Raw genomic sequence first — 18704 nt, 5'->3', positions numbered from 1 at the left:
CTCCGCTTCTCAAGAGCATGACCCGGAAAAGTGTGCAGCGGTTTTCCGAAAGAGATCATGCTCAAATAATATTAGACGTCCTCGGGATTGTCGACGTAGACCAGCCCCGCCTTCGCCAGCGCCTCCCGCATGTTGTACATGTCGAGACCGAGCTCGCCCGAGGCGAGGCGCTTGCGCTTGCCGCCTTCGTCGGCGTTGCGCTTCTTCGCCTTCTCGGCGACCTCGGCGGCATAACGCTTCGGCACCACCACGACGCCGTCGTCATCGGCGACGATGATGTCGCCGGGGTCGACATTGACGCCGGCGCAGACCACGGGGACGTTGACCGAGCCGAGCGTGGCCTTGACCGTGCCCTTGGCCGAGACCGCGCGCGACCACACCGGAAACTTCATCTCGTGCAGCACTTTGACGTCGCGGCAGCCGGCATCGATGATCAGCCCCTGCACGCCGCGCGCCTGGAGCGAGGTTGCGAGCAGCTCGCCGAACATGCCGTCGGTATTGTCGGTGGTGCAGCCGACGACGAGAATGTCGCCTTTCTTGCACTGCTCGACGGCGACGTGGATCATCCAGTTGTCGCCGGGCTGCGCCAGCACGGTGACGGCCGGACCGGCAATCGACGCGCCCGCCCAGACGGGCCGCAGATACGGCTTCATGAGGCCGATGCGACCATAGGCCTCGTGCACTGTCGAGACGCCATACTCCGCCATCTCTGCGGGATCGGCACGCTCAATGTTGCGAACGACGACCGGCTTCATGCCAGCACCTCCGCAACCGTCGGGAACAGGCGCTGATAGGCTTCGCCATAGGTCATGGGAATGCCGGTGTTGCGGCTGCCCTGGATGCCGCGATTGAGCGCGACGCGCTCGTAATAGCCCCAGAGATGCTTTTGCGCGGCGAGGATCTGGAACGCCTCGTACTTCTCCTTCCAGACCTCATCGATCTTGAGCAGCACGTCCGGCTTGTAATTGCACTGCTCGGGCTGGTGCGGCTCGAACAGGAACACCGGCGGCGCCGAATACTGGTACTGCGCGCCGGGCTTGTGGCCCATGGCCTGCGCGACCACGCGGGTTTCCTGCGCGAAATGCGCGGCGTTGGGATGATCGAAATTATAGGGGTCTTCCAGTGCGTGCGTCAGCACAAAGCTCGGATTGAGCTCGCGGTAGATGTCGACCATGCGGTCGAAATGCGCTTCCGTCAGCTTCAGCGGATAGTCACCGCAGTCGAAGAATTCAATCTCGGCGCCGAGCAGCTTTGCCGCCCGCTCCGCCTCGTCCTTGCGCCCGGCCTTGACCGATTCCAGCGTCGCGCCTTTCTCCTTCCAGGCGAACTGGCTCTCGCCGCGCTCGCCAAAGGACATGCAGACGATCTTCATGCGATAGCCCTTCTTCGCATGCAGCGCGATGGCACCCCCGGCGCGCCAGACGAAATCGCCGGGATGGGCGGTGATCACGAGGCCTGTTTTCATGGGAGAGCTCCCCTCTTTCGTTCGTCAACATCATAGGCTGCCCGCCTCATGCAGGCAGCAATTTCATAAAGCCGCGGCGGGCGCGGGTTCCTCGCCGTCGAGCACACCCTTCAGGCGCTCGTGATCGAGCGCGCCTTCCCATTTGGCAATCGCGATGGTCGCGACCGCGTTCCCGATCAGATTGGTCGGCGTCAGCCCCTGTGACATCAGGCGATGGATGCCGAGCACCAGCGCGATGCTCGTCACCGGAATGGAGCCAGTCGCAGACAGCGTCGCCGCCAGCACGACAAAGGCAGCGCCCGCGATGCCGGCGGCACCCTTGGACGTCACGAGCAGGATCAGCAGCAGCTCGATCTGCTCTGCGAGCCCGAACGGGGTGTTGGTCGCCTGCGCCAGGAACACCGAAGCGGCGGCGAGATACAGGCACGTACCATCGAGATTGAAGGAGTAGCCGGTCGGGATCACGAGCCCGACCACGCTCTTTTCGCAGCCGGCCTTCTCCAACTTGGTCAGCATCCGCGGCAGCACCGTCTCGGACGACGTCGTGGCAATGCAGATCAGCAGCTCTTCCCAGATGTAGCGGATCAGCTTCAGCAGCGAGAAGCCGCAGAGACGCGCGACGGGGCCGAGGGCCACGAGGATGAAGATCACGCAGGTGAGATAAAATCCGCCCAGCAGCTTGCCCAGCGAGGCCAGCGATCCCACCCCGAACTTGCCGACGGTAAACGCAATGGCGCCGAACGCGCCGACCGGCGCAGCCCACATCACGAAACCGACGACGGCAAACACCATTTTCGCTGCAATGTCGATCAGGTTGACCAGCGGCGCGGCGCGCTCACCGAGCTGCACCAGCGCAAAGCCGCAGAGCACGGAGATGAACAGCACCTGCAGGATATTGCCCTCGGCAAAGGCCCCGATGAACGTCGCGGGCACGATGTTCATCAGGAACGGCACGAAGCCGATCACCGCGGTCTGCTTGACGTAAGGCTCGACCGCGCTGGCATTAATGCTGGCGGGATCGATGTTCATGCCGGCGCCGGGCTTGAGCACGTTCACCGCGATGAGACCGATGATCAGCGCGATCGTGGTCATGATCTCGAAATAGATGATCGCCTTGACCGCAACGCGCCCGACCCGTGCCATGTCCGCCATATGGGCGATGCCGTGGACGACGGTGCAGAAGATGATCGGCGCGATCAGCATCCGGATCGCCTTGATAAAGGCGTCGCCGAGCGGCTGCATCCTGGCGCCCGCCTCGGGACTAGCGATCCCGAGCGCGATGCCGGCCGCCATGGCGATGAGCACCTGGATCCAGAGCTCTCTCCACCAGGCGCGCCCGCGCGGCTTGTCGATCGTCATCGCGGTCATTCGTCGAACCCAAACAGGCGCGCGGGATTGTCGACCAGGATTTTTTGCTGGAACTCCGGCTCCGGCGCGAACAGCGGGATCAGATCGACGAGGTCGCCGTCATTCGGCATCACCTTGACATTGGGATGCGGCCAGTCGGTGCCCCAGATGACGCGGTCGGGCGCGGTCTCGACGATCTTTCGCGCGAACGGCACGGCGTCCGTGAACGGCGGCCCGCTCGATGAGACTCGCTCCGAGCCACAGATCTTGACCCAGCACTTCTCGTCGCGCTGCATCAGTTCGATCAGGATCTTGAACGGTAACTGGTCGAGCCCCTCGGAGGCCTTGACCCGCCCCATATGGTCGATGGTGTAGCTCAGAGGGAGCCTTGCCAGCATGTCGGCATATTCAGGCAGATCGATCGCGTCGAAGTGCAAATCGATATGCCAGCCGAGCGGCGCGACCATAGCGATGACGCGGTTGAACACACTCTTGTCAGGGACGCCGCCGAGATGGCGGACGAAATTGAAGCGGCAGCCGCGGAAGCCGCCCTCGTGCAGCACCCGAAGCCCGCGCTCAGTGATAGTGTCGTCGACATTGGCGACCGCGCGATAAGCACCGTTGCTCTGCCCAATGGCATCGAGCGCCACCGTATTGTCGATACCGTGAACGCTGGCATTGACGATAACCGCGCGCTCCACGCCAAGCTTGGCGTGCAACGCCTTGAAGTCTTCAAGCGGCGCGTCCGGCGGCGTGTAGGATCGGTCAGGTGCGTAAGGGTATTTCGCGCCAGGGCCGAAGATGTGGCAATGCGCGTCGCAGGACAGCTTTGGCAGCTTGAACTTCGGCGTGCGCGTGTTCGGATCGGGCGGCGGAATGGTCGGCGTGTACATCATATTCATCAGTTGAACTTGAAGAGGCGCGCGGGATTGTCGACCAGCAGCTTATGGCTCGGCGCCTTGCGCGCGGCTCCAGCCAGTCCGGTCAAGAGATGCAAGCACTCCCGCCTGTTCATTTCCTCAAACACCCCTTTACAGGTCCGCTTGCGAGCGGAAGCGCTAGGCCGCGCCTCTCTCCGGGCGGTTTCTTTCAAGTCTTGCTGCTTGCAACAGTCCTTCGCCGTGCCGGCGCAGCCTGATCCAGAGCCGGCGCCTGGAATGCGGCAACGGTGGCCTGCACCAGCTGCTCGATGGCATTGGCGGGATCGCCGCCGTCGGCCTCGCCGCGCGACAGACGCGAGACGCGATCCGGCGTCACCAACGAATAATAGAGTGCGCCGAGCAGGAAATGGCTGCGCCACACAATATCGGTGCGCGGAATGTGCGGCAGGCTGTCGTGGATCGCGTCGATGAAGGCGTGGCTGGTGTCGTCAAACGTCTGCGCGATGATTTTTCGTGCGACCTCGTTGCCTTCGGCCGACATCACCGCGCGGAGCCGGGTGAAGCGCGCCCCGCCGCCGGCAAGATCGCTGCCGGAGGTGAAGGCCGGCACAACATAGGCCCGCACGATCGCCTCCAGGCGGTCCTGGAGATCGCGCACGCGCTTGGCGGCGGCGAGCAGCTCCGAGCGGCGCAAATTCATCGGCCCGCAATGCCGCTGGTAGATCTCCAGCAGCAGGCCGTCCTTGGTCTTGAAATGATAGGTCACGCTGCCGGGATTGGCGCCGGCGGCCTGCGCGATGTCGCGGACCGAAACGGCATTGAAGCCGTTGGTGGCGAACAGTTCCTCGGCCGCGGCGAGGATCGCCTCGCGCATGTTCGGCTTGCGGGCCGTTTCCTTGCTGGTGGGCTTGCGTATCATGTGGTTTGTACTATCGTACAAAAGATCAGGTCTCGTCAACAAAAACGATGGCAGCGTCCGGAAGCGGCTCGGCAGACCACCGCACGGACGCGAACGCCTCAAGGAGTGCTGGATAATGCTGGGTTTGAACACGAAGATCGGCGCTTTGATGCTCGGCGCCGGTCTGCTGCTGGCGAGTGCCGCGCAGGCGGCCGACAATTATCCGAGCAAGCCGGTCCACATCCTGGTGCCCTACGCGGCGGGCGGCGCGGTCGACGTGCTGGCGCGCACGCTGAGCCAGGCGCTGGCGAAGACCTGGGGCCAGCAGCCTGTGATCGACAACCGTCCCGGCGCCGGCGGCATCGTCGCCTCGCAGGCGCTGACGCAGGCTGCGCCCGACGGCTACACGCTGATCCTGGTCGCGAGCGGGCATCCGCTCAACCAGTTCATCTATCCGAGCGTACCCTACGACACCTTCAAGGATTTCACGGCCATCTCAGAAGTCGCCTCCTCGCCGCTCGCGATCGTCGTGGCCAAGGATAGTCCCTACAAGACGCTGGGCGATCTCCTCGCTGCCGCCAAGAAAGAGCCGGACAAGCTTTCTTATGGCATGTCCGGCAACGGCACCTCGGCGCATCTCGCCGGCGAGCTTCTGAAATACATGTCCGGCGCCAAGATCGTCGCGATCCCCTACAAGGGCGGCGCACCGGCGCTGACGGCCGTGATCGCCGGTGATATCCCGCTCAGCATCAATCCGCTTGCGGAGGCGATCAGCCAGCTCGAAGGCGGCCCGGTGCGCGCGCTCGCGGTGACCTCGGCCGAGCGCTCCAAGGCGCTGCCGAATGTCCCGACGATCGCCGAGTCCGGTGTCCCCGGCTATGACGTCTCGGTCTGGTGGGGCGTGCTTGGGCCTGCAAGAATGCCGCCGGAGATCGTGGCGAAGTTGGAGACCGATCTGAAGGCCGCGCTGCAGGATGCGAACGTGCTGTCGACGCTCGGCAAGATCGGCGCAGCCCCGGTCGGCTCCTCTGCCAAGGATTTTGATGCCTACATGCACGCCGAGGCGACCAAATGGGAGCCGGTGCTCAAGGCTGCCGACATCCGCGCGCAGTGAGGTTTTTCACATGAGGAACACAAGTTCGACCAGATGCCGGGCGCGAAGATCCTCGACGGTAATTGGGGCGCGGAGCACATGGCCATCGCAGTCCCTGGGGGACGCGAGGCCGCGATACCCTTGCTCAACAGCTTCGTGGCGGAGGAGCAGTCATCCGGTGCGCTGAACACGATCCAGCAGCAGGCGGGTTTGCGCGGCGCTACCAAGGCCCAATAGGAAGCCCCCTCAATTGCGCGCGTTCGCCCGCATCTTTTCCGGCTGCGCGGAGCGCTGGAAGAATTCGGTGTCGTCGCCCACGCCCTGCGGAATCAGGATCGCGCGCTCGCGCGGCAGGGCTTCCGGCATCTCGTCGCGGATGAAGGCGATCAGCTTCTCCCGCATCTCGCAGCGCAGGTCCCAGGACTGCGGCGCATTCCGTGCGCTGATCAGCGCACGCAGCTCAATGGTGCGCGAATCCGCGTCGATCACCTGGAGGTTGACCACCGCGCCGTCCCAGAGCTTGGACTCCTTCACTGCACCCTCGAGCCAGCGGCGGATGCGCGGCACGTCGGCGCGGTAGTCGACGTGCAGCGCGATCACGCCGATCAGGGATGCGGTATCGCGCGTCCAGTTCTGGAACGGCTTTTCGATGAAGTAGGACAGCGGCACCACCATGCGGCGCCAGTCCCACAGCCGGATCACCACATAGGTCGCGGCGATGTCCTCGACCCAGCCCCACTCGTTCTCGATGATGACGGCATCCTCGATCCGGATCGGCTGGGTGATCGCGATCTGCAGGCCCGCGATCAGATTGCTGAGCAGCGGTCGCGCGGCAAGACCGACGATGATACCGGCGGCACCTGCAGATGCGAACAGGCTGACGCCATATTGCCTGACCGAATCGAACGTCATCAGCGCGGCCGAGACCGTGATGATGACGATGACTGTGTCAGTGACGCGCTTGAACACGCGCACCTGGGTGACATGCTTGCGCGCGACGAAGTTCTCGGTGACATCGCGAAAGTTCTGCAAATAGCGCGCCGCGCTCATGTCGACGATCCGGATCGAGATCCAGCCGATCAGCGCGATGAAGGCGACGATGAACAGGCTCCTCAACGGCGTGCGAAAAACGTCATCGAGCGGCGCGAGCGGCAGCACCAACGCGACGGCGGCAAGACACAGCGCGAGCTGGGCCGGTCCGGAGGTTCGCTCGATGAATACTCTCAGCAGCGGAAGCCGGGTTCCAAACGTACGATTGAGCAGCCAGACCGCGAGCCGATAGAACGACAACGCAAGCAGAATCGCCCCGGCGACGAGGGCGAGACCGATAAACCATGACGGTATCCATCCGAACATCTTGTCGATGTCGGCCATGAGGGCCTGCCTGTTCATTCACGTCCCCGGAATTGCATTCGCGTTTCAACGCGTTCCCGGCGGGTTCGCTCCCCACGCGCAGTGCAATGCAGTATCCCTCTGGTGCAACTGTCGCTGAATTGCGCTATTCTGGGCAATCATGACTCGACGAACCGGCAGCGCCGATCTTCCTCTTCACACCGGGCGGGTTCCGCCGTGGCTAGCGAGCCGCATGGCCTCGCTGGGCGCGATCGTCACGCAGGCTGTTGTGCATCATTACGGCCGCGATGCGTTCATGCAGCGCCTCTCGCATCCGTTCTGGTTCCAGTCATTCGGCGCCGTGATGGGGATGGATTGGCACTCCTCAGGCATCACGACCTCCGTGATCGGCGCGCTGAAGCGCGGGCTCGGCCCGCTGCAGGATGAACTCGGCATCTATGTCTGCGGCGGCCGCGGCCAGCATTCGCGCAAGACGCCGGGCGAGCTGTTGCAGCTCGGCGACCGCGTCGGCTTCGACGGCGTGAGCCTCGCGCGCGCCAGCCGTCTTGTCGCGAAGGTCGACAGCGCCGCCGTGCAGGACGGCTTCGATCTCTATCTCCACGGCTTCTTCGTCACCGCCGACGGCAAGTGGACGGTCGTGCAGCAGGGCATGAACGGCGACAAGCGCCAGGCCCGCCGCTATCACTGGCATTCCGAAGCGCTGAAGAGCTTTGTCGAAGCGCCGCACAGCGCAATCGACGGCCCGCAGCAGGGCGAAATCGTCAATCTCACCGACCAGCGCGCCGGCGTCTCGCGCATTGCGCAACTCGAGCTGTTGAGCGATCTCGGCCCCGATCGCATCCTCTCAGAATTTGAGCGGCTAACCGGAACTGCGCCCGAGCCGGCGCAAGCCATGCTGCCGCATCTTATCATGCCCGCGCATCACGATGTCCGGCCCAAGGACGTGTTCGCGCGTCGCCTGCATGGCACACTGGCAGCCGCCGCCGAGCGCGGCCCGATCGACTTCCCCGAGCTGTTGCTGACGCCGGGCGTCGGAGCGCGCACCGTGCGGTCGCTGGCAATGGTCGCCGAAGTCGTGCACGGCGCGCCCTATCGCTTCAAGGATCCCGCGCGCTTCTCGCTCGCCCTTGGCGGCAAGGACCGGCATCCCTACCCCGTTCCGATCAAGGTCTACGACGAGACCATCCGCGTGCTGAAGGGCGCGATCCAGAACGCAAAGCTTGGGCGCGAGGAGGAAATGCAGGCGATCAAGCGCCTCGACGACCAGGCACGGCGGCTCGAGCGCACCGCGCACGGGCCATCGGTCGAGTCGTTCATTGCAGGTGAACGTGCCGCATCACCGGAACTCGACGGCCGCTCCGTGTTCGGCTGGGAGCGCGATCTCGCGCCAACAAAAAAGCGGACCGGCTGAACACCGGTCCGCAAGTCAGCGGGAGGAACGCGCCCCTCAGGTCTCGTCGTCCTCAGTTTTCTCGACGAGCCGGTTGGCTGCGTGGTCCTGATACTGTTCGGTCTGGATGGACTTGCCGTCCATGCCGCGAATGTCCGAATGCTGCTTCTTGTCGCGGTTGGACAGGACCATGTTGTCGCCGATCATGTCCTTCGACACGTCGGTCAATGCGCCGGTGCCGTCGCCCTTGCCATGCATGCCGGATCTGAAGTGCGTCCTGCTACCGTGCCCAGCTGGCATCAGTTTCTCCTCTTGCCGTGATCTTCCGAAAATTTAGTGTTTCTGTTGCGCCGGCATCGGCTTCGGCGGCTTGTGGCCGCTCTGGCCGGGATCGTTGTGCTTGTTATGGTCGCTCTCCTGATTGAGGCCGCCACGACTTACCGGGTATTCGCTGTGCCGAGCTTGAGGCTGCGCACGGTGAACGGCGGTGTCCTCGACGTTGCGGTCTAACGCCCGATCCAGCTCCCGCGCGTCCGGAACATCGGGCTTGCGCTCAAGGATGCGAACCTGCTGCTCGTGGGTCTTTTTGCCTTGCATGCTTGTTCTCCGGAGCTACCGACCTCTTCGGTGCGCGCCACCATGCGCGACGTCCTTGTCGATGCCACCGCCGATGCCGACATCGTTCTCGCGATCACCTTCGATCGTGTTCTCGCCGAGCGCATCCTCGAGATCGTCGGGGGATATCCCCGTCATGGTCGTCCCCTTCGATCCGCCGATCAGGGGATTGTCGCGCATGTCCTTCTCGCTCGGCCTATACAGTTTGGGTTGCTTGCTGCTCATGATTTACCTGCCTCATTTACCTGCCTCCGCCCTTACCGGCGGCGTCGTGGGCGTGATGCGAGTCGTGCTCGCCCCCGCCACCAGAGATGCGACTATGGCTTCGCTGCGCATCGTCCGCTGGCGGCTTCTTCACCTCAAGTGGCGCCTTGGCATTTTCGTGGGACGCGCCTGGCCCGCCCTGGCGGATACTGTTCGGTGTCTTGGTTGATGTCGACATGAAGCACTCTCCTCAGTGGTCTTGCCTCAGCGGTCTTGCTGGTACCCCTGATTGGTCGTGTTCTGCTTGATGTTGCCCTGCTGCCCCTGCTGGTCCGGATTCTGCGCGCGCTGCTGACCATGCGGGGTCTCGTCTGGTGGTATCTGCCTGGTGTCGCCAGTTCCCTTTGGGCTCTGGTTGGCTTTCGGGACGGATGGCATCTTACTGGCCATGGAAACCTCCTTGCGACGCCGTCAGTGCAGCTCCCGGTCAGCGGGCGCGGAGATGTCCTTCAACGCCTCCTGCGCGCATTCATCGTCCGCTCTGCTGATGTCTGCCAGAGCAACGACGCCGACCAGGCGCTTCTGCCGGTTGAGCACCGGAAGACGCCGGACCTGGTGCGTCGCCATCACCTGCGAGGCGCCTTCCACGTCGTCGTCCTCGAAGCAGTAGCAGACGCCCTCGGACATCACCTCACGCACCGAGGTGTTGCCCGGCGATCGCTCCTCGGCGACCGCACGCGTGACGATGTCCCTGTCGGTAACCATGCCGATAAGGCGATCATTCTCGCCCACCGGCAGCGCTCCGACGTTATCGGCACGCATCCAGCGTGAGGCTTCCCGGATGGTCATGTTGGGATCGGCAATGTGGACCGACGGTGTCATGATCTCGTGAACTTGCATGGCTGACTCTCCGGTGATCTTTCGGGATGTCGGTTGGCTAACGCGGGCGTCGCGAAGAAGGTTTCGGTCTATCTAGTGCGACGTATCGCTCTTGTCCGGCTTGCCGAGTTCCATGCTCCAGATCGCCCTCACCTCCTCCGGCAAAGCTTCCCGGACCTTGCCGATCTGGCCCGCAGTCAAATGCCGGGAGAGAACATTGAACACCGCGCGCGGCATCCTTCGTATCGATTGGACGCCCAAACTTCAGTTCCTCCGCGATGAGCAGAAGAAATTCGTCCCGCGAACGCACCCGCCGCGGCATCGCCGACGGCCGGAACTGATCATAATACGCGCCACGGACCAGCAGCGGCAGCTGTGATCCCAGATGCGCGGCACGCTCGACAGGCAGGCGATCACGTATTGCGCGCAGCACAGCGGCCGTCACGCGCCACGATTGCTGATCATCCAGACCGATTTCTTCGCCGATTTCGTTGAGCCAGAGATGAGTCGTCTGTGCTGTCTGATCGAATACTGGAATGGCACTGGAACTCATTGTGAACCTCCACTTCGAATTTCGAGGTTTGGGTCACAACAGGTGCGATCAAGCACCGTTCCTGGTAACGGTCCAACTTCAGATCAAATTTGCCCTCGGAATGATCGCGGTGCCGCACGCCTGCGTTCGTCACGCTGCTGCGTCGAGATTGCCGATGTGCCGATCGTCCACGACCGGAAGCCTTTCGATTGCACGAAGGCCCGGCCTGCGACGCCACCGAATTTGCGAAGGCTCAACGGACAGGCGAAGATTCGGCCAGCGCGTGAACAGCGCCTCCAGCGCGCACGCGCCTTCGATCCGCGCCAGCTGATGTCCGAGGCAGAAATGAATTCCCGTGCCGAAGGAGACGTGACGGTTGGGCTTTCGCGCGAGATCGAGCTGCGCCGGCTGCTCGTGCACCGCCGGGTCCATGTTCGCCGCCGCGAGCATGACCATGACGCGATCGCCCTTCTTCACCCGCACGCCTTCAAGTTCGACGTCCCGCCGCACATAGCGCGGCTTGGAAAATTGCACCGGCGAGACGAAACGCAAGAACTCCTCGACCGCGAACCCGGCGCGGCTCCAGTCCTCTTCCAGCCAGTCACGCAAGCCCGGATTCCTGAGCAGCTCGTAAACCGCGCCGCTGATCAGATGCGTGGTGGTCTCAGAGCCCGCCGCGAGCAGCAGAAAGACCATCGAGACCATCTCGTCCGGCGTGATCTGACCGCCTTCCCGCTCGACCTGGACCAGCTCGGCAATCAGGCCTTCGCCGCCCCGCTCGCGTGCGATCTGCAACTGCTTTTCGAGATAGAAGCGCATCTTGCGGAACGCGAATAACAGCCGAAAGAAGCTGACGACGTTCGTCAGCGACGACATCGCATCGGCCCAGGCGATGAAGCGCGGGCGGTCGGCCATCGGCAGGCCGAGTAGCTCCGAGATCACCGAGAGCGGCAGGATGCGCGCATAGCTCTGGACGAGATCGGCCGGGCTGCCCTTCGCAAACAGCTCATCGGCCAGACCGTCCGCGATGACGCGGATGCGCGGCTCCATCGCAACGATGGCGCGGCGGCGAAAGGCTTCGTCCACGATGCTGCGCAGCCTGGTGTGGTCCGGCTCGTCCATCGTCAGCATGTTGTTGGCGATGGTCCTGACCAACCTCGGCATCCACCAGCGCAGGCCCGCAACGTCGCCATCTTCCTTGCGCAGCGTGAAGATCGTGCTGTCCTTCAGCACCTGCGCGGTGGCGTCGTGGGTCGTGGTGATCCAGACGTCGCCGACAAGGGGAAACCGCGTCGCGACGACGGGACCGGACGCCCGCAGGGCCGCGATGGCGTTGGGCGGATCGCGAAAGAAGGTCTCGCTGGTGAAATCGAGGCGCGGTGCCATGGGATCACCGGACCGGTTGGTGGCGCCTCAACGAGATGGTGAACGACGCCGCAGGCGCAAGGGCCGGAACCAGCCCTCGCGTGCGGCGGAACTAACCCCGTCCCGGTGAGCGCGGACCAGCCTTGCGCTGCTGCTGGTTGGTATAGGCGTCCCAGTGGCTCCAGCTGCCGTTGCTCAGGCTCTGCATGTCGGTGCCGAGTGGCCGGCGCGTGCGCTTGTCGTGGTCGGCGATGGCACGTTCGGACTGCGCGATCTTGCGCTTGAAGTCCGCGATCGTCTTCTGGGTCTGGCCGTCGCGCTTCGAGGACGCGATCTCGCCCATCGTGAAGCGCGCAGTCTCGAGCGCCTTCAACTCGGCGCGGTTCTTCTTCAACTGAACCCGGTGCCAGGCGATGTTGCTGTCGCTGTCCGCAACCATGTGGGAACTCCGCTGATTCGCTCCCATAGTGTATCAAGCGCCGAATCGTCGCCGCAACGCCCCCGCGGTGGCGAAAATACGGTCTATTCCGGGCTTAACGCTCCGCGAAGGCCTTCTCGACCACGAACTGGGCCGGCTCGCCGTGATTGCCTTCGACAAAGCCGCGCTCGCCCAGGAGCGAACGCGTGTCAGCAACCAGCGCCGGGCTGCCGCAGATCATGACGCGGTCATGGGCCGCTTCCAGCCCCGGCAGGCCGATATCGTCGAACAGCTTGCCCGAGGTGATGAGGTCGGTGATGCGGCCGCGATTGCGGAAGGGATCGCGGGTCACGGTCGGGTAGTAAACCAGCTGGTTGCTGATGTACTCGCCGAGCATCTCGTCCTTCGGCAGGTGCTCGGTGATCATCTCGCCATAGGCGAGCTCCTTCACGTGCCGGCAGCCGTGCAGCAGCACGACCTTCTCGAACCGCTCGTAGGTCTCGGGGTCCTTGATCACGCTCAGGAAGGGCGCAAGGCCCGTGCCGGTGCCGATGAGGTAGAGGTTGCGGCCCTCTTCCAGATTGTCGATCACCAGCGTGCCGGTGGCCTTGCGGCTGACGATGATCTCGTCGCCTTCCTTCAGGTGCTGGAGCCGCGAGGTCAGCGGGCCGTCCGGCACCTTGATCGAGAAGAATTCGAGGGTGTCCTCGTAATTGGCGCTGGCGACGCTGTAGGCCCGCAGCAGCGGCTTCTCGCCGACCTTGAGCCCGATCATGGTGAACTCGCCGTTGCGGAAACGGAAGGTCGGGCTGCGGGTGGTCTTGAAGGAGAACAGCGTGTCGGTCCAGTGGTGGACGCTCAAAACGCTTTCCTGATTGAAATTGCTCATCTCACCTATCCGTGTCGCGTCTATGCGGTTTTCGAGGCGGGGCAGCTATGCGTCGTTTGTACACGATCATTCGTATACTAATGAATAATCCTGCTTGATCCCGCGGTCAAGGCTGCCCAAGATCGAAAGCGTTGCAGTTAGGAATGAGGAGCCCCTTCCATGGCGCATGACGCACCCCAGGCCACCGGACCTTCGAAGCTCGTGATCCGCAATATCGGCCTGATCCTGTCCGGCGCGATGGAAAAGCCGATCCTGGATGGCGACACCATCGTCGCCGAGAACGGCAAGATCACCGCGATCGGCCGTTTCAAGGACCTCAACACGGACGACGCGACCACGATCGTCGAGGCCAACGGCACCACGGTCGTGCCGGGCCTGATCGACAGCCACGTCCACCCGGTCGCGGGCGACTGGACGCCGCGCCAGAACCAGATCGGCTGGATCGACAGCAATCTGCATGGCGGCGTCACCACCATGATCTCCGCCGGTGAAGTTCACATGCCGGGTCGGCCCCGCGACGTCGTCGGGCTGAAAGCCATGGCGATCTTCGCCCAGCGCGCATTCTGGAATTTGCGGCCCGGCGGCGTGAAGGTTCACGCCGGCGCGCCCGTGATCGAATGCGAGATGGTCGAGGAGGATTTCAAGGAGCTGGCCGCAGCCGGCGTCAAGCTGCTCGGCGAAGTCGGCCTTGGCGGCGTCAAGGACGGCCCGACTGCGCGAAAGATGGTCGGCTGGGCCCGCAAATACGGCATCCAGAGCACCATCCACACCGGCGGCCCCTCGATCCCAGGCTCCGGCCTGATCGACAAGGACGTGGTGCTGGAGGCCGACACCGACGTGGTCGGACACATCAACGGCGGCCACACCGCCCTGCCCGACGATCAGATCCGCTGTATCTGCGAGGGCTGCAAGCGCGGCTTGGAGCTCGTTCACAACGGCAATGAGCGCTCGGCGCTCTACACGCTGCGCACCGCGCGCGAGATGGGCGATCTGCATCGCGTCATCCTCGGCACCGACGCGCCCGCCGGCTCCGGCGTGCAGCCGCTCGGCATTCTTCGCATGGTCTCGATGCTGTCCTCGCTCGGCGATTTGCCGGCCGAGATCGCGTTCTGTCTTGCCACCGGCAACACCGCGCGGATGCGTCAGCTCGATTGCGGCCTGATCGAGGTCGGCCGCTCCGCCGATTTCGTCATCATGGACAAGGCGCAGCACTCGCCCGGCAAGAACATTCTGGAGAGCGTCCAGCTCGGCGACCTCCCCGGCATCGGCATGACCATCATCGACGGCATCGTGCGCACGCAACGCAGCCGCAATACGCCGCCGGCCGGCAGGGTGCCGGAGGTGGTGGCGAAGTGAGCCACGGAAGAGTGCCGTAGGGTGGGCAAAGCGAAGCGTGCCCACCGTTCTTCCTCAAGCCGCAAAGATGGCGGGCACGGCGCTTCGCGCCTTTGCCCACCCTGCGAGACTGACTTCACCTTAACTTGTTCAACAGTGCCATCAGCAGTTCGCGCTCTTTGGCATCGAGCGGGGCCAGCGTCTCGCGGGTGATCGCAATCGCGTTGGGCGCGAGCTTTTCCGCAAGCTGCTGACCGGCGCGCGTCAGGCTCACCAGCAGCCGCCGGCCGTCCTCGGGATCCTGGCTCGTCTCCGTCAGGCCGCGCGCCGTCAGGCGATCGATCACGCCCTTGATGGTGGCGACATCCATCGCCGTCAGCCGCCCGAGCTGGTTCTGCGAGCACGGCCCTGTCTCGGCGAGCTTTGACAGCGCCGCCCACTGCGTCGGCGTCAGATTGGTGCCGATATCGCGGGAGAAGATCGAGCTGTGGCGCTGCCAGACCTGGCGCAGGATGAAGCCGACCTGCTCGTCGAGCACGTAAGGCGGCCTTCCCTGCTTGACGCTCTTTTTCGCCGTAACGCTTCTTGCCATTCCTGCCCGCCCCTTACAACGACAGATGCGCGTCGCGGATATCCGGACGCGCGTCGAGCTCGGCCATGGTGCCACCAAAGCAGATACGGCCGCGCTCGATGATATAGGCGCGATCGGAGATCAGCCGCGCAAAGTGCAAATTCTGCTCGGAGACGACGATGCTGACGCCCTCCTTCTTCATGGTCAGGATGGCATCGACCATCTGCTCCACGATTTTTGGCGACAGGCCTTCCGAGGGCTCGTCCAGCAGCACCAGCGACGGATTGCCCATCAGCGTGCGCGCGATGGTCAGCATCTGCTGCTCGCCGCCACTCATGCGGCCGCCCGGACGGCCCTTCATCTCGCCGAGATTCGGAAACAGCGTGAACAGCTTTTCGCGCGTCCAGTATGGCGCATTCGGACGCTTCGGCTGGCGGCCGACCTCGAGATTCTCTTCCACCGTCAGGTCCGTGAAGATGCGCCGCTCTTCCGGCACATAGCCGAGCCCCTCGCGCACGATCTCATGCGTCGGTCGCACCGAGACATCCTTGCCCTCGAACGTGATGCGGCCGGTTCGTTGCGCGACGAGGCCTACGATCGAGCGGAACGTGGTCGACTTGCCGGCGCCATTGCGTCCGAGCAACGCCACCACCTCGCCCTCGCCGACCTCGAAGCCGATGTCGAACAGGATGTGCGCCGGGCCGTAATGGCTGTTGAGGTCCTGCACCGTGAGCTTCATGCCGAGGCTCCCTCGCGATGCCCGGCATCGTAGAGGAGTCCCTCGCCGAGATAGATCGCCTGGACCTGCGGATTGCCGCGCACCTCGGCCGGCGAACCCTCGGCGATCAGGGTACCGCGGTTGAGCACGATGATGCGGTCGGCATGCTCGAACACCACGTCCATGTCGTGCTCGGTGAAGAGCACGCCGATCGATTTCTCCCGCGCGATTTGGGCGGTGAGCCGCATCAGCTCGACGCGTTCGCGCGGCGCCATGCCGGCGGTCGGCTCGTCCATCAGCAACAGCTTTGGCTCGTTGGCGAGCGCGACGGCGAGCTCGAGCCGCTTGAGGTCGCCATAGGCAAGCTCGCCGCAGGGACGATCGGCGTAGCCGCCCATGCCGACGAGTTCGAGCAGCCGGGCCGCCTCGCCGCGGTCGACATTCGGCGCCGAGCCCCAGAGATTGAACAGCTGCTTGCCATGCGAGATCAGCGCGACCTGCACATTCTCGCGCACCGTCATGGTCGCGAAGGTCGCCGTGATCTGGAAGGTGCGTCCGACGCCCATGCGCCAGATGTCGCGCGGCTTCTTGCCCGTGGTCTCCTCGCCGAGCAGACGAACATGGCCGGTATCAGGCCGGTTCTGGCCGTTGAGCATGTCGAAGCAGGTGCTCTTGCCCGCGCCGTTCGGGCCGATCAGTGCCAGGATCTCGCCGGCGCGCAGCGAGAACGAGACGCCGCGCACGGCATGAATGCCGCCATAGGATTTGGTCAGGCCTTCGACCGCGAGAAGTGGGGGTGCGACGCTCATTCGGCGGACTCGATCGGCTTGGCCAGCAGGGACGATCCCGGCGGCGAGGACTTCCTGCGGCGCTGCGCCAGCACCTCCAGCATGCCGACGATGCCCTTGGGGAAGACGACGACGATCAGCACGATGAAGCCGCCGAGCACGAGTTTTGACAGATCGGTCTGGCTGACCAGCCAGATGTTGAGGGCCTTGTAGACGATCGCGCCAATCACCCCGCCCGATACCGTCTCGACGCCGCCGAGCAGCACCATGACCAGCGCATCGACAGAGAGCGAGATGCCGAGATTATCCGGGAAGACGCTGCCCTTGAGATAGGCGAACAGCGCGCCGCCGATGCCGGCGGTGGTGCCCGCGATCACGAACGCCGTCCACTGGATGCGCTTGGCGTTGATGCCGACCGCCTCACTGCGCAGCAGCGAGTCACGCGTGGCGCGGAGCGCATAGCCAAACGGCGAGAACACCATCACCCGCAGCGCAATCGTCACGAGCGCCGCGACACCGAGCGCAAGCCAATAGAAATGCGACGGGCTCGCGGCCCAGCTCGCGGGCCAGACGCCCAAAATGCCGTTGTCACCGCCGGTCACGCTCACCCACTGGAACGCGATCGACCACACGATTTGCGCGAAGGCGAGCGTCAACATTGCAAAGTAGACGCCAGAAAGCTGCACGGCAAAGAAGCCGAACACGGCGGCGCCCATGCAGCCGAGCAGCGGCCCGAGCAACAGGCAGACGATCATCGGCAGCCCCGCCATCTTGGCGAGGAACGCGACGCCGTAGGCGCCAAGGCCGAAATAGGCGGCGTGGCCGAACGACGCCAGCCCGCCGACCGACATCAGGAAGTGCAGGCTGACGGCGAAGATCACGAAGATCGCGATCTCGGAGCCTACGGTCAGCGCGTAATTGCCGGCGAACAGGGGCAGTATTGCCGCGACGACGAGTGCCGCGAGCGCCGCCAGCCGCTCGTTCGACGTCAGCGGGCGCCAGGGATTGACCGTGAGGCCCGGCGTCTTGCGCGCGGCCGCTTCCGGCTTGCCGAACAGGCCCCAGGGCCGGACGATCAGCACCACTGCCATCACCAGGAAGACCAGGATGATGGAAATCTTCGGAAAGATCAGGATGCCGAAGGCGTTCAGTTCCGAGACCAGCACGGCCGCGACGAAGGCGCCGACGATGCTGCCGAGGCCGCCGATCACGACCACGACGAAGACCTCGACGATGATGCGCAGGTCCATGGCGTGATGCACGGCATCGCGTGGGATCTGGAGCGCACCGCCCAACGCAGCCAGGAAGACGCCGACGGCGAACACTGATGTGAACAGCCATTTCTGATTGACGCCGAGTGCCGCGACCATATCGCGATCCTGCGTCGCCGCGCGCACCAGCACGCCCCAGCGCGTGCGCTGGAACAGCAGCCAGAGAATGCCAAGCACGATCGGGCCCAGCGCAATCAGGAACAGATCATAGCTCGGGATATTCTGGCCGAAGAAATCGACTGCACCCTTGAAGCCCGGCGCGCGGCGGCCGACGAGATCGTCGGGCCCCCAGATCAGCACCACGAGGTCCTCGACCATCAGCGTGAGACCGAAGGTGCCGAGCAGCTGGAACAGCTCGGGCGCGTGGTAGATGCGGCGGAGCAGCACCATCTCGACGAGGACGCCGATCAGCGCGACAGCCAGCGCGGCCACGACCACCCCGCCCCAGAAGCCGAACGCGCCGGAGAAGCGCTCGGTCAGCGTGAAGGCGATATAGGCGCCGATCATGTAGAAGGCGCCATGCGCGAAATTCACGATCCGTGTCACGCCAAAGATGATCGACAGGCCCGAGGCCACCAGAAACAGCGACGCTGCGCTGGCGAGACCGGTCAGAAACTGTACGACGTAAAAGGCCATTGGCGGTCCGGTTAAGTGAGGTCGTAGGGTGGGTTAGCCCAGCGACTGCGCGGAGC

Annotated in this window: 23 protein-coding genes and 1 pseudogene; 4 read left to right on the top strand and 20 right to left on the bottom strand. The window is 64.1% G+C overall.

Annotated elements, in window-relative coordinates:
- Positions 1-71: 71 nt before the first annotated feature.
- The 5 genes from YUA_RS0119700 to YUA_RS0119675 form a co-directional block, all read right to left on the bottom strand.
- On the bottom strand, positions 72-755 hold the full coding sequence (locus YUA_RS0119700) for a 4-carboxy-4-hydroxy-2-oxoadipate aldolase/oxaloacetate decarboxylase (RefSeq protein WP_027532253.1): 684 nt from the start codon (positions 753-755) through the stop codon (positions 72-74).
- Entirely contained in the window at positions 752-1465 is a 714-nt protein-coding gene (locus YUA_RS0119695; RefSeq protein ID WP_027532252.1) for a PIG-L deacetylase family protein, read from the bottom strand. Before YUA_RS0119695 ends, YUA_RS0119700 begins: the two co-directional genes overlap by 4 nt.
- A 63-nt stretch (positions 1466-1528) precedes the next feature.
- Positions 1529-2833, bottom strand: a complete 1305-nt coding sequence (dctA, locus tag YUA_RS0119690) for a C4-dicarboxylate transporter DctA (RefSeq protein WP_027532251.1) — start codon at positions 2831-2833, stop codon at positions 1529-1531.
- Positions 2830-3714 (bottom strand): amidohydrolase, encoded by an 885-nt coding sequence (locus YUA_RS0119685; protein ID WP_027532250.1) that lies wholly within the window; start codon positions 3712-3714, stop codon positions 2830-2832. The genes dctA and YUA_RS0119685 overlap by 4 nt, the downstream gene beginning before the upstream one ends.
- A gap of 187 nt (positions 3715-3901) precedes the next feature.
- The gene (locus YUA_RS0119675) at positions 3902-4612 is read right to left on the bottom strand and encodes a TetR/AcrR family transcriptional regulator (RefSeq protein ID WP_027532249.1); all 711 of its coding nucleotides are present in this window, start codon (positions 4610-4612) and stop codon (positions 3902-3904) included.
- A gap of 115 nt (positions 4613-4727) precedes the next feature.
- On the opposite strand from YUA_RS0119675, the gene YUA_RS0119670 reads away from it, so the two are divergent.
- Positions 4728-5705 carry a tripartite tricarboxylate transporter substrate binding protein gene (locus YUA_RS0119670; RefSeq protein ID WP_027532248.1) on the top strand — a complete coding sequence of 326 codons (978 nt, stop codon included), beginning with the start codon at positions 4728-4730 and terminating at the stop codon, positions 5703-5705.
- Between the two features lie 78 nt (positions 5706-5783).
- On the top strand, positions 5784-5921 hold the full coding sequence (locus YUA_RS0119665; protein WP_245285202.1) for a hypothetical protein: 138 nt from the start codon (positions 5784-5786) through the stop codon (positions 5919-5921).
- 9 nt (positions 5922-5930) lie between these two features.
- On the opposite strand, the gene YUA_RS0119660 is transcribed toward YUA_RS0119665, so the two are convergent.
- Entirely contained in the window at positions 5931-7076 is a 1146-nt protein-coding gene (locus YUA_RS0119660; RefSeq protein WP_027532246.1) for a mechanosensitive ion channel family protein, read from the bottom strand.
- 121 nt (positions 7077-7197) lie between these two features.
- Between YUA_RS0119660 and YUA_RS0119655 the strand changes: the two genes are divergently transcribed.
- The gene (locus YUA_RS0119655; RefSeq protein ID WP_027532245.1) at positions 7198-8448 is read left to right on the top strand and encodes a DUF763 domain-containing protein; all 1251 of its coding nucleotides are present in this window, start codon (positions 7198-7200) and stop codon (positions 8446-8448) included.
- Between the two features lie 36 nt (positions 8449-8484).
- Here YUA_RS0119655 and YUA_RS0119650 read toward each other — a convergent pair whose 3' ends face one another.
- The 10 genes and pseudogenes from YUA_RS0119650 to YUA_RS0119605 all read right to left on the bottom strand — a co-directional run bounded on the left by YUA_RS0119650 (position 8485) and on the right by YUA_RS0119605 (position 13329).
- The gene (locus YUA_RS0119650; RefSeq protein ID WP_027532244.1) at positions 8485-8727 is read right to left on the bottom strand and encodes a hypothetical protein; all 243 of its coding nucleotides are present in this window, start codon (positions 8725-8727) and stop codon (positions 8485-8487) included.
- A 33-nt stretch (positions 8728-8760) separates the two neighbouring features.
- Positions 8761-9024, bottom strand: coding sequence for a hypothetical protein (locus tag YUA_RS0119645; protein WP_027532243.1), 264 nt, complete (start codon positions 9022-9024; stop codon positions 8761-8763).
- 15 nt (positions 9025-9039) lie between these two features.
- Positions 9040-9222 (bottom strand): hypothetical protein, encoded by a 183-nt coding sequence (locus YUA_RS44465; protein WP_245285201.1) that lies wholly within the window; start codon positions 9220-9222, stop codon positions 9040-9042.
- Between the two features lie 61 nt (positions 9223-9283).
- A complete protein-coding gene (locus tag YUA_RS48410) occupies positions 9284-9484 on the bottom strand; it encodes a hypothetical protein (protein WP_084292708.1) in 201 nt (66 codons plus the stop codon).
- A 26-nt stretch (positions 9485-9510) separates the two neighbouring features.
- Positions 9511-9696 carry a hypothetical protein gene (locus tag YUA_RS0119635; protein ID WP_027532242.1) on the bottom strand — a complete coding sequence of 62 codons (186 nt, stop codon included), beginning with the start codon at positions 9694-9696 and terminating at the stop codon, positions 9511-9513.
- Positions 9697-9717: 21 nt separating this feature from the next.
- Complete coding sequence (locus tag YUA_RS0119630) at positions 9718-10146, bottom strand: CBS domain-containing protein (protein ID WP_027532241.1); 429 nt, start codon at positions 10144-10146, stop codon at positions 9718-9720.
- Between the two features lie 72 nt (positions 10147-10218).
- Positions 10219-10678: pseudogene (locus YUA_RS44460) on the bottom strand (DUF2267 domain-containing protein).
- A gap of 129 nt (positions 10679-10807) precedes the next feature.
- Complete coding sequence (locus tag YUA_RS44455) at positions 10808-12043, bottom strand: cytochrome P450 (protein ID WP_035971289.1); 1236 nt, start codon at positions 12041-12043, stop codon at positions 10808-10810.
- Between the two features lie 91 nt (positions 12044-12134).
- Positions 12135-12461 carry a hypothetical protein gene (locus YUA_RS0119610; RefSeq protein ID WP_027532240.1) on the bottom strand — a complete coding sequence of 109 codons (327 nt, stop codon included), beginning with the start codon at positions 12459-12461 and terminating at the stop codon, positions 12135-12137.
- Positions 12462-12555: 94 nt separating this feature from the next.
- On the bottom strand, positions 12556-13329 hold the full coding sequence (locus YUA_RS0119605) for a ferredoxin--NADP reductase (RefSeq protein ID WP_027532239.1): 774 nt from the start codon (positions 13327-13329) through the stop codon (positions 12556-12558).
- A gap of 159 nt (positions 13330-13488) precedes the next feature.
- Here YUA_RS0119605 and YUA_RS0119600 point away from each other — a divergent pair, with 159 nt between their 5' ends.
- Positions 13489-14685, top strand: coding sequence for an amidohydrolase family protein (locus tag YUA_RS0119600; RefSeq protein WP_027532238.1), 1197 nt, complete (start codon positions 13489-13491; stop codon positions 14683-14685).
- Positions 14686-14800: 115 nt separating this feature from the next.
- Here YUA_RS0119600 and YUA_RS0119595 read toward each other — a convergent pair whose 3' ends face one another.
- The 4 genes from YUA_RS0119595 to YUA_RS0119580 are packed head-to-tail and all read right to left on the bottom strand — an operon-like array spanning position 14801 to position 18648.
- The gene (locus YUA_RS0119595; RefSeq protein ID WP_027532237.1) at positions 14801-15256 is read right to left on the bottom strand and encodes a MarR family winged helix-turn-helix transcriptional regulator; all 456 of its coding nucleotides are present in this window, start codon (positions 15254-15256) and stop codon (positions 14801-14803) included.
- Positions 15257-15269: 13 nt separating this feature from the next.
- Positions 15270-15974 carry an ABC transporter ATP-binding protein gene (locus YUA_RS0119590; protein WP_027532236.1) on the bottom strand — a complete coding sequence of 235 codons (705 nt, stop codon included), beginning with the start codon at positions 15972-15974 and terminating at the stop codon, positions 15270-15272.
- The gene (locus YUA_RS0119585) at positions 15971-16762 is read right to left on the bottom strand and encodes an ABC transporter ATP-binding protein (RefSeq protein WP_027532235.1); all 792 of its coding nucleotides are present in this window, start codon (positions 16760-16762) and stop codon (positions 15971-15973) included. Before YUA_RS0119585 ends, YUA_RS0119590 begins: the two co-directional genes overlap by 4 nt.
- On the bottom strand, positions 16759-18648 hold the full coding sequence (locus YUA_RS0119580) for an ABC transporter permease (RefSeq protein ID WP_027532234.1): 1890 nt from the start codon (positions 18646-18648) through the stop codon (positions 16759-16761). Before YUA_RS0119580 ends, YUA_RS0119585 begins: the two co-directional genes overlap by 4 nt.
- Between the last annotated feature and the right edge of the window lie 56 nt (positions 18649-18704).

Origin of the sequence: Bradyrhizobium sp. WSM3983, from assembly GCF_000473045.1 — a bacterium.
Taxonomy (GTDB): Bacteria; Pseudomonadota; Alphaproteobacteria; order Rhizobiales; family Xanthobacteraceae; genus Bradyrhizobium.
Note: the sequence above shows the minus strand (reverse complement) of the source record. Positions and strands in the feature narration are given on the sequence as shown.